This is a genomic window from Mesorhizobium sp. 128a (assembly GCF_053848025.1).
Map to the genome: position 1 here is coordinate 131,622 of NZ_JBSPKY010000013.1, position 12,773 is coordinate 144,394.

The 12,773-nt window shown below is 64.6% G+C and carries 12 protein-coding genes; 7 read left to right on the forward strand and 5 right to left on the reverse strand.

Going from position 1 to position 12,773, the window contains the following annotated elements; genetic code table 11:
• The first annotated feature begins 59 nt into the window (after nucleotides 1-59).
• Nucleotides 60-428: an ATPase (modular protein) gene (locus ACWTU9_RS21670; RefSeq protein WP_455860053.1), complete on the forward strand. Its 369-nt coding sequence runs from the start codon at nucleotides 60-62 to the stop codon at nucleotides 426-428.
• Between the two features lie 97 nt (nucleotides 429-525).
• On the opposite strand, the gene ACWTU9_RS21675 is transcribed toward ACWTU9_RS21670, so the two are convergent.
• Nucleotides 526-918, reverse strand: a complete 393-nt coding sequence (locus ACWTU9_RS21675; protein WP_455860054.1) for a hypothetical protein — start codon at nucleotides 916-918, stop codon at nucleotides 526-528.
• 146 nt (nucleotides 919-1,064) lie between these two features.
• Complete coding sequence (locus ACWTU9_RS21680) at nucleotides 1,065-1,535, reverse strand: hypothetical protein (protein ID WP_455860055.1); 471 nt, start codon at nucleotides 1,533-1,535, stop codon at nucleotides 1,065-1,067.
• Between the two features lie 174 nt (nucleotides 1,536-1,709).
• Between ACWTU9_RS21680 and ACWTU9_RS21685 the strand changes: the two genes are divergently transcribed.
• From ACWTU9_RS21685 to ACWTU9_RS21695, 3 genes are all read left to right on the forward strand, one after another.
• Nucleotides 1,710-2,675: an L-threonylcarbamoyladenylate synthase gene (locus ACWTU9_RS21685; protein WP_455860056.1), complete on the forward strand. Its 966-nt coding sequence runs from the start codon at nucleotides 1,710-1,712 to the stop codon at nucleotides 2,673-2,675.
• An 18-nt stretch (nucleotides 2,676-2,693) separates the two neighbouring features.
• A complete protein-coding gene (locus tag ACWTU9_RS21690) occupies nucleotides 2,694-4,124 on the forward strand; it encodes an FAD-binding oxidoreductase (protein WP_455860057.1) in 1,431 nt (476 codons plus the stop codon).
• A 186-nt stretch (nucleotides 4,125-4,310) separates the two neighbouring features.
• Nucleotides 4,311-4,877: a DUF6101 family protein gene (locus ACWTU9_RS21695; RefSeq protein WP_455860058.1), complete on the forward strand. Its 567-nt coding sequence runs from the start codon at nucleotides 4,311-4,313 to the stop codon at nucleotides 4,875-4,877.
• Nucleotides 4,878-5,046: 169 nt separating this feature from the next.
• On the opposite strand, the gene ubiA is transcribed toward ACWTU9_RS21695, so the two are convergent.
• Both ubiA and ACWTU9_RS21705 read right to left on the reverse strand, forming a co-directional pair.
• Complete coding sequence (gene ubiA / locus ACWTU9_RS21700) at nucleotides 5,047-6,030, reverse strand: 4-hydroxybenzoate octaprenyltransferase (protein WP_455860125.1); 984 nt, start codon at nucleotides 6,028-6,030, stop codon at nucleotides 5,047-5,049.
• Nucleotides 6,031-6,081: 51 nt separating this feature from the next.
• The gene (locus ACWTU9_RS21705; protein ID WP_455860059.1) at nucleotides 6,082-6,993 is read right to left on the reverse strand and encodes a LysR family transcriptional regulator; all 912 of its coding nucleotides are present in this window, start codon (nucleotides 6,991-6,993) and stop codon (nucleotides 6,082-6,084) included.
• A gap of 103 nt (nucleotides 6,994-7,096) precedes the next feature.
• Between ACWTU9_RS21705 and ACWTU9_RS21710 the strand changes: the two genes are divergently transcribed.
• Nucleotides 7,097-7,891 (forward strand): phytanoyl-CoA dioxygenase family protein, encoded by a 795-nt coding sequence (locus ACWTU9_RS21710; RefSeq protein ID WP_455860060.1) that lies wholly within the window; start codon nucleotides 7,097-7,099, stop codon nucleotides 7,889-7,891.
• A gap of 132 nt (nucleotides 7,892-8,023) precedes the next feature.
• Entirely contained in the window at nucleotides 8,024-9,310 is a 1,287-nt protein-coding gene (gene purD, locus ACWTU9_RS21715) for a phosphoribosylamine--glycine ligase (RefSeq protein ID WP_455860061.1), read from the forward strand.
• Between the two features lie 58 nt (nucleotides 9,311-9,368).
• On the opposite strand, the gene ACWTU9_RS21720 is transcribed toward purD, so the two are convergent.
• The gene (locus ACWTU9_RS21720; RefSeq protein WP_455860126.1) at nucleotides 9,369-10,481 is read right to left on the reverse strand and encodes a glycoside hydrolase family 25 protein; all 1,113 of its coding nucleotides are present in this window, start codon (nucleotides 10,479-10,481) and stop codon (nucleotides 9,369-9,371) included.
• Between the two features lie 493 nt (nucleotides 10,482-10,974).
• Between ACWTU9_RS21720 and ACWTU9_RS21725 the strand changes: the two genes are divergently transcribed.
• A complete protein-coding gene (locus ACWTU9_RS21725; RefSeq protein ID WP_455860062.1) occupies nucleotides 10,975-12,744 on the forward strand; it encodes an acyl-CoA dehydrogenase family protein in 1,770 nt (589 codons plus the stop codon).
• Nucleotides 12,745-12,773: the final 29 nt, after the last annotated feature.

The window sequence follows — 12,773 nt, forward strand, 5'->3', positions numbered from 1 at the left end:
TATGGCGATGATCTCTCCGTGGCAAAAAGGACATGTTCCCAACCCCCACGGAGGCTTCCATGAATTCCGCTCACGACATCGAAGTGACAGAAGAAACCTTAGGCACTCCCGAGGCGCTCGAATCCGCTTCTGAAAATAGTCTCGACCATGCCGCCGCCGCGGCGGTCGAGGCCGCTGACCTGTCGGACGACGAGGAAGGCGATGACGAAGACAGCGACGAATTGGGCGAGGAAGAAGGTACCGAATCCACCGCTTCTTCGGACGACGATGAGGACGAGGAAGACGACGAAGACGAAGGTGAAGACGACGACAGCGTGAAGGCCGAAGCCGGCGGCGCTGACCAAACCGAGGAATCCGACTACGAGGACAACGACGACAAAAAAGAGTCCGAAGACGAGTCGGACGACGACAAGGAAGAAGCGGCCTGAGCTTTCAGGCGACTGACATCAACGAGAAGGGCGGCGTTCACACGCCGCCCTTTCTTGTCTGGAACTGACTCCGTCAGTCCTCCCGAGGTTGACGAAGTCAATCCTCCAAAATGCTCACATGCACGCTGTCTGAATAGACGTCGACCTGGATCAGCGGCTCGCCATTGACGATGGCGTTCCGTGTCGAGGAACTCATGGCGCCGCCGCGCTTCAGCATGCGCTCCAGATACGCGCGGTCGTCGTTGCCGCGGAACCAGTCGTCGCCCTGGTCGTCGGCGTCGCGGCGGTGGAATTTGTGCCAGTTGGCGCGGTCCTGCCGCACCATCTGCGCCGCGCTGCTCAGCTCGTAGCCGTCGCTGGCATGGTGGTCGCGATCCGAAATGCGCGCGACGTAGGACCCCAGCATGTCGTCACCGGCCTGCGCGCTGCCAACGCCCAGAAATGACGCCAGCAACAGGCCGGCAACAGTCAATGATTTCGTCATGTTCATGATAACCCCTCGCTCTCCTAGAACCCGGCGCGCTCATGCCAAACCCGATGGGCGAAATTGGGGCCGTCGCCGACAAGACGATCGTGCGCCGAGGCGCCGATCGACGTCAAGCTGAATGGACTGGCCGACTGTCTTGGCTGAATGGCCTACTCGGCCTTGCCGACGCCCTGGCTCGGCTGCTGCGGCGTTGCCGCTGCCTGCGGCGCAGCAGCCGGCTGCGACTCGGGCTTGCCATTCGACGCCGTAGCAGTTCCGGCCGGTGCGGTCTCTGCTCCAGGCTTCGTCTCCGCTGCCGGTGCTGCTGCAGCGTTCGCCTTGGCGGGAGCCGGCGCGGCGAAGGCGCCGCCGACGATGCCGCCGCGAATGATCATCGGGCCCTGGCCATGCCTGGGCTTCTCGGGGATCGCCGCGACCTTTTCATAAGTCACGTCGGGCTGGGCATCGCCGAGCGCCACGATCGATGGCGACGACGCGAGCTTGACCGATTGGGGTCCGCCGACTTTGATGACCGATGGCGTCGAGGTCGAGACGCCGAGAAAGACGATCGACGAGGCCTGTGCCCCACCGGTCACCGCCGCCAGGGCCAAACCAAGCGCTGCAAGCATACGCATCGACATCGAAACCATCCCCTTGCCCAACAAGCCGCCAGCCTTGATCCAGAAAGCCTTAACCCCAGTGGATTGATGCCGGCTTGCGGAGAAACATAGCATTTTAGGCATTGATAATTCACCAACGCCGGCTTGCCCGAAAATCGCTGCCGTACTAGGTCCGGCGCCTGTGAGGTGATGCGAGTGGCTGAGATACTACCCGTCGGCGAAGCGATGGAGCGGGCGCTGGCGCTGCTTGAGGGCGGCGACGTCGTCGCCATCCCGACGGAGACTGTCTACGGACTGGCCGGCGACGCCACCAATGGCGTCGGCGTCGCCCGCATCTTCGAAGCCAAGGGCCGGCCGCGCTTCAACCCGCTGATCGCCCATGTCGCCGATCTGGCGATGGCCGAGCGCATTGCGACCTTCGACCCGCTGTCGGAACGATTGGCCCAGGCGTTCTGGCCGGGGCCGCTGACGCTGGTGCTGCCGCAGCAAGCCGGCAACGGCATCCATCCGCTGGTCACGGCGGGGCTGGATACGATCGCGCTGCGCATGCCAAGAGGGTTCGGCGGCGAGCTGATCGCCAGGCTCGGCCGGCCACTGGCCGCGCCCAGCGCGAACTCTTCGGGCAGGATCAGCGCCACGACGGCGCAAGCCGTGGCGGCCGATCTCGGCGCCAAGATCCGGCTGGTGGTCGATGGTGGCGCGACCCCGGTCGGGCTGGAATCGACTATTCTCAAGGTTGAAGGCGACACTGTGCGGCTGCTGAGGCCGGGGGGCATAGCCGCGGCCGAGATCGAGGCGGCCGTCGGCACCAAGTTGCTGCGCGGCGCGACGACCGGGATTGAGGCGCCAGGCATGCTGGCGTCGCACTATGCGCCGGGCGCATCGGTGCGGCTCAATGCGCAAAGTGTGGCCAAAGGAGAGGCCTTGCTGGCCTTTGGCGGTGACCGCGCCGACGGCTGGCAAGCGGCTGTCGCCTTGCGCAACCTGTCCGCGTCAGGCGACCTGCGCGAAGCGGCAAGCAATCTCTTCGACTATCTGCAGGAGCTCGACCGCAGCGGCGCGGCGACGATCGCCGTCGAGCCGATCCCGTTCGAAGGCCTGGGCGAGGCGATCAACGATCGGCTCTTTCGCGCCGCCGCCCCACGTGACAAGCTCGACTGAGCGCCATAGTTTCTGCCCATGAACGACCAGCCCTTCGATCTCGATCCCGCCCTCATCGACCGCTTCGCCGCAATCGTCGGCGACAAATATGCGCTGCGCGGCCAGGCCGATATCGCGCCTTACCTCATCGAGCGGCGCGGGCTGTGGCACGGCAGGACAGGGCTGGTGCTGCGTCCCGGCAGCGTCGACGAGGTCAGCCAAATCATGCGGCTGGCGAGCGAGACCGGAACGCCGGTCGTGCCGCAGAGCGGCAACACCGGGCTGGTCGGCGCGCAGGTGCCGGATGCCTCCGGCCACGAGATCGTGCTGTCGCTGTCGCGGCTGAACCGTATCCGCGAGATCGACGTCTTCTCCAACACGGTGACCGTCGAGGCCGGCGTCATCCTGCAGACGCTGCAGGAAGCGGCGGATGCCGCCGACCGGCTCTTTCCGCTGTCGCTTGCCGCGCAAGGATCCTGCCAGATCGGCGGCAATCTGTCGTCCAATGCGGGCGGCACGGGCGTGCTTGCCTATGGCAATGCGCGCGAACTTTGCCTCGGTGTCGAAGTGGTGCTGCCGACCGGCGAGGTGTTCGACGATCTGCGCAAACTGAAGAAGGACAACACCGGCTACGATCTGAAGAACCTGTTTGTCGGCGCCGAAGGCACGCTCGGCATCATCACCGCCGCGGTGCTGAAACTGTTTCCCAAGCCCAAGGGGCGCGAAGTCGCCTTTGCCGGCCTGTCGTCGCCGGAAGCAGCCCTTTCGCTGTTCAGCCTGGCGATGGACCGGGCAGGGGCGGCACTCACTGCGTTCGAACTGATCGGCCAGCGTCCTTATGATTTCACGCTGCGCCACGCGCAGGGCGTCACCCGGCCGCTGGCTGAGGACTGGCCCTGGTATGTGCTGATGCAGGTGTCATCCGGCCGTTCGGCCGAGGACGCCAGAGGGCTGATCGAGGAGGTGCTGTCGGAAGGCCTCGAGCAAGGCATTGTCGGCGATGCGGTGATCGCGGCAAGCCTGGCGCAGGGCGACGCGTTCTGGAATTTCCGCGAGGTGCTGCCGGATTCGCAGAAGCCCGAAGGCGCCTCGATCAAGCACGATATTTCGGTGCCGGTGGCATCCATCCCGGCGTTCATCGCCAAGGCTGCGGGGGCTGTCGCCTCGGTCAGTCCGCAAGCACGCGTCGTCTGCTTCGGCCACATGGGCGACGGCAATCTCCACTACAACATCTCCCGGCCGCAGGGTGGTGACGACGAAGCGTTTCTCGGCCTCTACCACGCCATGAATCATGCCGTGCACGATGTCGTGCGCTCCTTCCATGGCTCGATCTCGGCCGAACACGGCATCGGCCAATTGAAGCGTGATGAACTGATCGCGACTGCGCCGCCAATGGCGATCGAGCTGATGCGCCGGGTGAAGGCGGCCTTCGACCCGGCCGGCATCATGAATCCCGGTAAGGTTATCTAATCCTTTCAACATCTTGTGGCTGGTCTCATTCCGATAACCATCCACCGAGATCAGCAAAATTTAACCGACTTTCTTAAGCGCGCAGGTAAGAAGCCCGCGCTACTGTTTCGCCATAACGAGGCTGGGAAAACTGGCCCGGTGGGATCCGTGAAAGCGGCTCTCAGGAGAGACACAGGAAGGCAGTAGATGAACAGTGTACTGAAGCCCGTCTGGGCTGGGCGCAACATGCGTCTTGACCCATTCCGCCTGCCGCAAGTGGTAAGCTATGCCACGCGCGACGACTATGGCGACGTTACCTTCACCATCGACCAGCGTGGCGCCGTCATTCGCCGCACGCTCGAGATGAGCGGCCTGCCGGCGATCATCGCGCTGCCCGCCAATGCGTTTCGCGGCGTCGCCGCCCGCGCGATGGAGGATCCGGAAGGCAATGTCACGGTAACCCTGGAACTCCTGCACAATGACCCGATGCTGTCGGTGCCGTTGCTGGTGGCCGACGATCTCGACGACGTCGCCGCCGACTGGCGCGCCTGGGCCGATGCCTACCGGCTGCAGATGCTTTTGATCGAATCCGACGGTATTGCCCGCACACTCGAAGAATCGCTGGGCGCCGCCATCAAGGCGCTGCCGGCCAAGGATCGCCGCAAGGGCCGGGTTTCGACCACGCGCCGTCCGCGTTTCCTCGTCCGCCGCCGGGCCGGCGATCTCGGCTTGAGGCTGGTCGTCGACGGCGAAGAGATTATTTCGAGAGAGTGAGAAGCAGTCCTTTTCCTTCCCCCCTTGTGGGAGAAGGTGGATCGGCGCGCAGCGCCGAGACGGATGAGGGGTGTTCCAGCGGAGTGAGGCGTTAGCGTTCCTTGGAACACCCCTCATCCGTCGCCTTCGGCGACACCTTCTGCCACAAGGGGAGAAGGGAAAAGCTGACCTACACCAGCGGCTTCAGCGCCACCCAGAGCGCGCCGCCGATCAAGCCGAGGAAGATCAGCCAGCCGACCTGGTTGTTCGATTTGAACAGCCGCAGGCATTGATCGGGATCGTCGATATCCAGAACTGCTATCTGCCGCGCCATATGCGCACCGGCGGCGATCAGCCCGGCCAGCGCCACCACCGGCGCCTGCGCCGAGGCGAAGGCGATGGCAAAGCACACCAGCGTGCCGCCATAGAGCCCGACCAGCCAGGTCTTGGTGTTGTCGCCGAACAGCCGCGCCGTCGAGCGCACGCCGACAATGGCGTCGTCTTCCTTGTCCTGATGCGCGTAGATGGTGTCGTAGCCGATCACCCACAGGATCGAGCCGATATAGAGCATGATGGCCGGGCCATCGAGATCGCCGAACTCGACCGCCCAGCCCATCAGCGCGCCCCAGGAGAAGGCGAGCCCAAGCACGAATTGCGGCCAGTTGGTGAAGCGCTTCATGAAGGGGTAGACGGCTACGATCAGCAGAGAGACAATGCCGAGCGGAATGGCGAAGTCGTTGAACTGCAACAGCACGACGAGGCCCAGCAGCGCCTGGATGACCAGGAACGCCCAGGCCTGGCGGCGGGTCACCTTGCCGGCCGGCAGCGGTCGCGAACGCGTGCGCTCGACCTTGTTGTCGATGTCCTGGTCGACAATGTCGTTGTAGGTGCAACCGGCGCCGCGCATGGCGACGGCGCCGACAAAGAACAGGAACAGATACCAGGGCGACGGCAGCAGCGTCAGCAGCGGGTCGGTGGGGCGGGGATAGGCGCTGGCGGCAAGTGCTGCCGACCACCAGCAGGGCCACAGCAGCAATTGCCAGCCGATCGGCCGGTCCCAGCGCGCAAGCTGCGCATAGGGCCACAGCCAGCGCGGCAGTATCTTGTAGACCCAATGGCCGCTCGGCGCGTCGGCGACACGGCCCTGGGCCGCTTTCGACTGGATGGTTTCCATCGTGCTGGAGTGGCAGCAGCGGCGAGCGCCGTCAAGCGCCCGCATTGTCGCTCAGGCGGTGAAAACATCGTGGCTGGCAAACCATTCCTTCGCCACCTCGATGAAGGCCAGCGCCGCCTTCGACAGCCTTTGCCTTGTGTCATGGGTGAGGATGATCCGCTGCATCGGTAACGGATCGGACAGCGGCTTGCAGACCAGCGGCAGGCCGTCATAACTCCTGTCGCCATACGGCCTTGTGTAACTCACCGCGACGCCGAAGCCGTTGGCGACCATGCTGCGGTGCAGTTCGAATGAACTCGTCGTCGATTGCGAGACCGGCGACAGGCCGCGGCTCAGAAACAGGTCCAGCATATGCTGCCAGCTGTGCGGCTGGTCGGTGGTGACAAGCGGATGGTCCGCCAGTTCCGCCAGGCTGACGCTCGCCTGGCTGGCCAGCGCGTGGCCCTGCGGCAGAAGCGCGTGCGGCCGCAGCTCATGCAGCAGGATGCGGGCGAAGTGCGAGGGCAGGCCGAGATCATAGGTCAGGCCGAGATCGATGGCGGAATCGCCGAGCCGCCGCCCCAGCGTCTCGAAGGTCTCGTCGCGCACGACCACAGTGACCGCCGGGCAGCGTTCGGAAAAAGTGCGGATCAGCGCCGGCGCGAAATAGGGCGCCAGATCCTCGAAACAGCCGAGCACCAGCTCGCCGCCGACATCGGCATCGCGCATCCCGAGCCCAACAAGTTCGTCCGCTTCGGCCAGCACCTGCTTCGCCTTCGCCACCGCGCTGCGGCCGAACGAGGTCAGCGCGATGCCGCTGCCGCGCTGGCGCACGAACAGTTTCTGGCCGAGCGTCGCTTCGACATTGTCGATCGCCACCGAGATCGAGGGCTGTGAGACGTTCAGCATCCGGGCGGCCGCGGTGACGCTGCCATGCCGGGCGACGGCGACGAGGTAGCGCAATTGGGTGAGTGTCAGGTTCATAGGTTAAAGCTATAAACGGAATGAGAAGTTATTATTTTACGTGATGTTGTGCGGCTGCGATAGTCGGTTATCCAACTTCGGGATCCAACAGGGGAGACATGACATGGCCGCCAGACATATCGACGCCGCAGCGATTGCCGACTGTCAGCGCGACGGCGCCGTCTGCATACGCGGCGCGTTCAAGGACTGGGTCGGCACTATCGCCGCCGGCATCGAGCGCAACATGCAAAACCGCAGCGCCACGGCGTCTGACATCGCCAATGGCAAGGGCAGCTTCTTCGACGATTACTGCAACTGGGAGCGCATCCCTGAATTCGTCGATGTCGTGCGCAATTCCCCGGCCGCCGAACTGGCGGCGGCGGCAATGCAGTCGCGCAGCGCCCAGTTCTTCCACGACCATGTGCTGGTCAAGGAACCGGGTACGCAGAAGCCGACGCCCTGGCATCAGGACATCCCTTATTACTTCGTCGATGGCACGCAGACCGTCAGCTTCTGGATCCCGATCGACCCGGTCAAGGAAGCGACGCTGCGGCTGATCGCCGGCTCGCACAAATGGGACAAGATGATCCTGCCGGTGCGCTGGCTCGACGACAGCAATTTCTATGCCGGCGACGGTGACTATCTGCCGGTGCCCGATCCCGACAAGGACCCGACTCTGAAGGTGCTCGAATGGGAGATGGAGCCGGGCGACGCCATATTGTTCGACTTCAGGACCGCGCATGGCGCGCGCGGCAATCCGACCGCGGCGCGGCGCCGGGCGCTGTCGCTGCGCTGGGTCGGCGACGATGCGCGCTATGTCGAGCGCCCTGGCCGCACCTCGCCGCCCTATCCCGGCCATGACATGAAGCCCGGCCAGAAACTGCGCGAGGATTGGTTCCCGGTGGTTTTTCAGAGCTGAGCTTCCGCTATCGCCCTGCCGGTGCGCGCGACGTTCCCGTGCGCAACCGGCGTCGCGCAAGGTAAAACTCTTGACCCGCGCCGCCCGGCGCAATAGCGCAGTCCCTGTCGTGAAATGACAAGGGACATCGGCATGCGCGTTTTGTTGATCGGCTCCGGCGGCCGCGAACATGCCCTGGCCTGGAAGATCGCTGCCTCGCCGCTGTTGACGAGGCTCTATGCCGCGCCCGGCAATCCGGGCGTCGCCCGCGAGGCCGAACTGGTCAAGCTCGATATCGCCGACCACGCCGCTGTGGCCACTTTCTGCAAGGAGAACGCAATCGACCTCGTTGTCGTCGGGCCGGAAGGGCCGCTGGTGGCAGGCATTGCCGATGATCTGCGCGATCAGGGCATCCGTGTCTTCGGCCCGTCGAAGCGGGCAGCACGGCTCGAAGGCTCGAAAGGTTTCACCAAGGACCTCTGCGCCAAATACGATATCCCGACCGCCGCCTATGGCCGCTTTACCGATCTGGCCGCGGCAAAAGCCTATGTCGAAAAGGTCGGTGCGCCGATCGTCATCAAGGCCGACGGCCTCGCCGCCGGCAAGGGCGTCACCATCGCCATGACGCTGGATGAGGCGCGGGCCGCGCTCGATGCCTGCTTCGACGGCGCCTTTGGCGAGGCCGGCGCCGAGGTGGTGGTCGAGGAATTCATGACCGGCGAGGAGGCGAGCTTCTTCTGCCTGTGCGACGGCACCACAGCACTTCCCTTCGGTACCGCTCAGGACCACAAGCGCGTCGGCGACGGCGACACCGGCCCCAACACCGGCGGCATGGGCGCCTATTCGCCGGCGTCGGTGATGACGCCTGAAATGATCGAGCGCACCATGCGCGAAATCGTCGAGCCGACCATGCGCGGCATGGCCGAGCTTGGCGCCCCGTTCGCCGGCATTCTCTTCGCCGGGCTGATGATCACCGACAAAGGGCCGAAGCTGATCGAATACAACACCCGCTTCGGCGATCCCGAATGCCAGGTGCTGATGATGCGGCTGAAGGACGATCTCCTGGTGCTGCTCAACGCCGCGGTCGACGGCCAGCTTGCGCACAGTTCGGTGCGCTGGCGCGACGAGGCGGCGCTGACCGTGGTGATGGCGGCTCGGGGCTATCCCGGCACGCCGGAAAAAGGTTCGGTCATCCGCGGCCTGGACGCCGCCGCTGGTGAAGGCGTCCAGATCTTCCATGCCGGCACCGCCATCAATGGCGGCGCGCTGGTCGCCAATGGCGGCCGCGTGCTCAACGTCACTGCGTCAGGCAAGACGGTCGGTGAAGCGCAGGGCCGCGCCTACGCCGCGCTCGACCGCATCGACTGGCCGCAAGGCTTTTGCCGCCGCGACATAGGCTGGCAGGCGGTGGCGCGGGAAAAGGCAAGCGCGGCCGGGTAAGCAATTCCAGGAAAAGCGCGTAGCGCTTTCCCTGAGGAATTGCGCAGAAACAAAGATTTCAGCGCTCGCGAACGAGTTCCGTCGAAGCGGTGCTGACCGGGTCGGCGGCCTGGGAGAAGGCGGCCCCGAGCAGAGCCTCCGAGCGATAGGCGGTCCGCTTCCAGGCGACATACTCGGCAATGCCGAAGCGTGCGCGGCGCGGCACCGTCTTGACCACCGGCATGCGGAAGGCGGCGCGGAATGTCTGCCAGCGCGCGCCGAGCACCGCTACCATCTCCTCGACCGTCGGCGGCGTCGCCACATCGGCATAGGTGATGGTGACTTTGCCGGCCAGCCCCGCCTCGCGCGAAACCGGCACCGGGACCGAGGCGAGGTAGTCGGGCGGCACATTGACCAGGCCGCCGAACGGCCATTGCTGGCGCAGCGTGGCTGCATCCATCGGCGCGACGTTGACATCGATGTCGTTGGGCGTGCCGGCGACACGGTACGGGCAGCGCAGGCGACCGCAATTGGCCTGCGCCGAAAACTGCCACAGTGCATAGCCCTGCCAGTTGCCCATCGGAAAATGCACGTCGATGTCGGGCTTGTAGCGCGCATACCAGAGCGGCAGTCGCGACAGCAGCCGATATTGATAGCGGTTGTCGGCGATATACTGTGCGGTCTTGCCGTTGCTGTAGAGTATCGGAAAACGGCCGAGCCGCCGGTGCACCTGGCGGACGAATTCCTCGGCATCCTCGAGCGACATCCATTGTGTTGGGTCATTGCCTTCGAGGTCGAGGGCCACCAGATCGTCCGGCGCCGGTTCGGCGAAATCGATGAAATTGTTCGCCTGCTCGACCGGATTGCCGGGGCGGGCAAGGTGATAGGCGCCCCATTTCAGCCCGAGCGCCTTGGCCACCACCTTGCGCGTCTGGAACAGCTCACGCGTCACCGCAAAGCGTTTCCACAGCGTCTTGCAGAGTTTTACCGTGGTCTCGTCGCCGTAGCAGAAATAGGGCGGCGGCAGCCCGTCGGAGGCCTTGTTGATGAAGCCGACGACGCGCTTGTCGGTGGCAAGCTCACCCCAGTCGATGGAATTGTATTCATAGGCGTCGACGACAAGCGCGCGGTCGCCATCCCGCCAGGGCTGGGAAAAATCAGAGGCTTTTGCCGCTGATGTCAGCGCCATCATCGCCGCGAGAGCGATCGCTGAGCGGCGAAGAAGATGCGCCGGCGTTTTCAAACAGGGAGTCCCCGCTGACCAAACACTGATGGTGAACTGCTATGGTTAAGGAAGTGCTTTCGTCGTGACTGGCGAAGGCCGGCGTGAAATCCGATCTCGAGGGGGAGATTGGCCAAGCCCTCGCGATTTCGTCATTCCATGGCGAAGCAAGGAGCGAAGCGACGCGGCGCAGACCACAGAATCCATGCCGCGACTTCGAAGCGTTGCCACGGCCCAGAATTCTGCGCGTCCCGCCCTGCGCGCGAGATCGCGACATGGATCCTCGAGACTTCGCGTCCGCTCCCTTCCGCTCCGCCCGTGGATGACTAAGTTCAGTTGCAAAATCCGCGTGACAAAGTTTGACGTTTACGTAAAAAGAAGGTCGGAGGCCGCCCAAAGGCGGATGGTTTTGCGTCGTCCAGGGTCCTAGGATCGAGGGGCGAGCAGCGGAGGAGAAAGCGGCATGTACAAGGCGCCGGTCGAGGACATTTCGTTCACGCTCAAGCATGTCGCCGGTCTCAAGACGGCGCTCGACAGCGGCGCGTTCGGCGATCTCGGCGAAGCCCTTGTCGATGCCATCCTGGCCGAGGCCGGCCGCTTTGCCAGCGAGGAGGTGGCGCCGCTTTACAAGATCGGCGACGAGCACGGCGCGGTGCTGAAGGATGCCGCCGTCACCACGCCGCCTGGCTGGAAGGCGCTCTACCGCAGCTGGATCGACGGCGGCTGGAACGCGCTGTCGGGGCCTGAGGAATTCGGCGGCCAGGGCCTGCCGACCATGCTCGGTGTCGCGGCGCTCGAAATGTGGAACTCCGCCGCCATGGCCTTCGGCATCGGTCCGACGCTGACCATGGGCGCCGTCGAGGCGCTCGACAAGCACGCCTCCGAAGCGCTCAAGGCCAAATATCTGGCAAAACTTGTCTCCGGCGAATGGATGGGGACGATGAACCTCACCGAGCCGCAGGCCGGTTCCGATCTCGCGGCGCTACGCAGCCGCGCGGAACCTGCCGGAGACGGCACCTATCGCATCTTCGGCCAGAAGATCTTCATCACCTATGGCGAGCACGATTTCACCGACAACATCGTCCATCTTGTGCTGGCGCGGCTGCCGGATGCGCCCGCCGGCACGCGCGGCATTTCGCTGTTTCTGGTGCCGAAATTCCTGGTCAATGATGACGGTTCGCTCGGTGTCCGCAACGATGTCTTCTGTTCGGGCCTCGAACACAAGCTCGGCATCCATGCCTCGCCGACCTGCACCATGATCTATGGCGACGGTTTTGGAGGCGCCGCGCCCGGCGCCATCGGCTGGCTGATCGGCGAGGAGAACAAGGGGCTCGCCTGCATGTTCACCATGATGAACAACGCCAGGCTTTGCGTCGGCGTGCAGGGCGTGGCCGTGGCTGAAGCCGCGACGCAAAAGGCGATCGCCTATGCCAATGAGCGCCGCCAGGGCAAGGCATCGGATTTTGCAGGCACCGGCATGGCGCCGATCGTCCATCACCCCGACGTGCAGCGCAATCTTCTCACCATGAAGGCGCTGACCCAGATCGCGCGCGCCATCTCCTACTCCTGCGCCCACGCCATCGACCTCGCGCGTGTCTCGACAGGCGAGGAAGCACTGCATTGGCGCGACCGCGCCAATCTGCTGACGCCGTTGGCCAAGGCCTTCTCCACCGATGTCGGCGTCGACGTCGCTTCGCTCGGCGTCCAGGTGCATGGCGGCATGGGTTTTATCGAGGAGACCGGCGCCGCAGCCCTTTATCGCGACGCCCGCATTGCGCCGATCTATGAAGGCACCAACGGCATCCAGGCGATCGACCTCGTGGCGCGCAAATTGCCGCTCGGCGGCGGCGAGCACGTGCATGGCTACATCGCCGAACTGAAGGCGGTCGCAAATGAAGTGCGGACCTCGAACCTGCAGGGGTTCGGCCGCACCGCTGAGACCCTCGACCGGGCCTTCGACGATCTCACCGACGCAACACGTTTCCTGCAGAAGCTGCTGGCCGAAGGCCGCCTCGACGAAGCGCAGGCCGGTGCGACGCCCTATCTCCGGCTGATCTCGCTTGCCGCCGGCGGCGCCTATCTGGCGCGTGGCGGGCTTGCCGAGCCGAACCGCATCGCCCTCTGCCGCTTCTTCGCCGAAAACCTGCTTGGCGAGGCCAGCGCCTTGAAGGACCGCGTCATCGACGGCGCCGAAAGCCTCGCGGCTGCCGGCAAGACGCTGATTTCAGCCTGAATACTCAGCTTGACGTTCATCAGGGAAGA

Excerpts from the sequence above, each read along its gene's own strand:
- ACWTU9_RS21670 (WP_455860053.1), top strand. The coding sequence starts at position 60 with ATGAATTCCGCTCACGACATCGAAGTGACAGAAGAAACCTTAGGCACT.
- ACWTU9_RS21675 (WP_455860054.1), bottom strand. The coding sequence starts at position 918 with ATGAACATGACGAAATCATTGACTGTTGCCGGCCTGTTGCTGGCGTCA.
- ACWTU9_RS21680 (WP_455860055.1), bottom strand. The coding sequence starts at position 1,535 with ATGTCGATGCGTATGCTTGCAGCGCTTGGTTTGGCCCTGGCGGCGGTG.
- ACWTU9_RS21690 (WP_455860057.1), top strand. The coding sequence starts at position 2,694 with ATGAACGACCAGCCCTTCGATCTCGATCCCGCCCTCATCGACCGCTTC.
- ACWTU9_RS21695 (WP_455860058.1), top strand. The coding sequence starts at position 4,311 with ATGAACAGTGTACTGAAGCCCGTCTGGGCTGGGCGCAACATGCGTCTT.
- ubiA (WP_455860125.1), bottom strand. The coding sequence starts at position 6,030 with ATGGAAACCATCCAGTCGAAAGCGGCCCAGGGCCGTGTCGCCGACGCG.
- ACWTU9_RS21705 (WP_455860059.1), bottom strand. The coding sequence starts at position 6,993 with ATGAACCTGACACTCACCCAATTGCGCTACCTCGTCGCCGTCGCCCGG.
- ACWTU9_RS21710 (WP_455860060.1), top strand. The coding sequence starts at position 7,097 with ATGGCCGCCAGACATATCGACGCCGCAGCGATTGCCGACTGTCAGCGC.
- purD (WP_455860061.1), top strand. The coding sequence starts at position 8,024 with ATGCGCGTTTTGTTGATCGGCTCCGGCGGCCGCGAACATGCCCTGGCC.
- ACWTU9_RS21720 (WP_455860126.1), bottom strand. The coding sequence starts at position 10,481 with ATGATGGCGCTGACATCAGCGGCAAAAGCCTCTGATTTTTCCCAGCCC.
- ACWTU9_RS21725 (WP_455860062.1), top strand. The coding sequence starts at position 10,975 with ATGTACAAGGCGCCGGTCGAGGACATTTCGTTCACGCTCAAGCATGTC.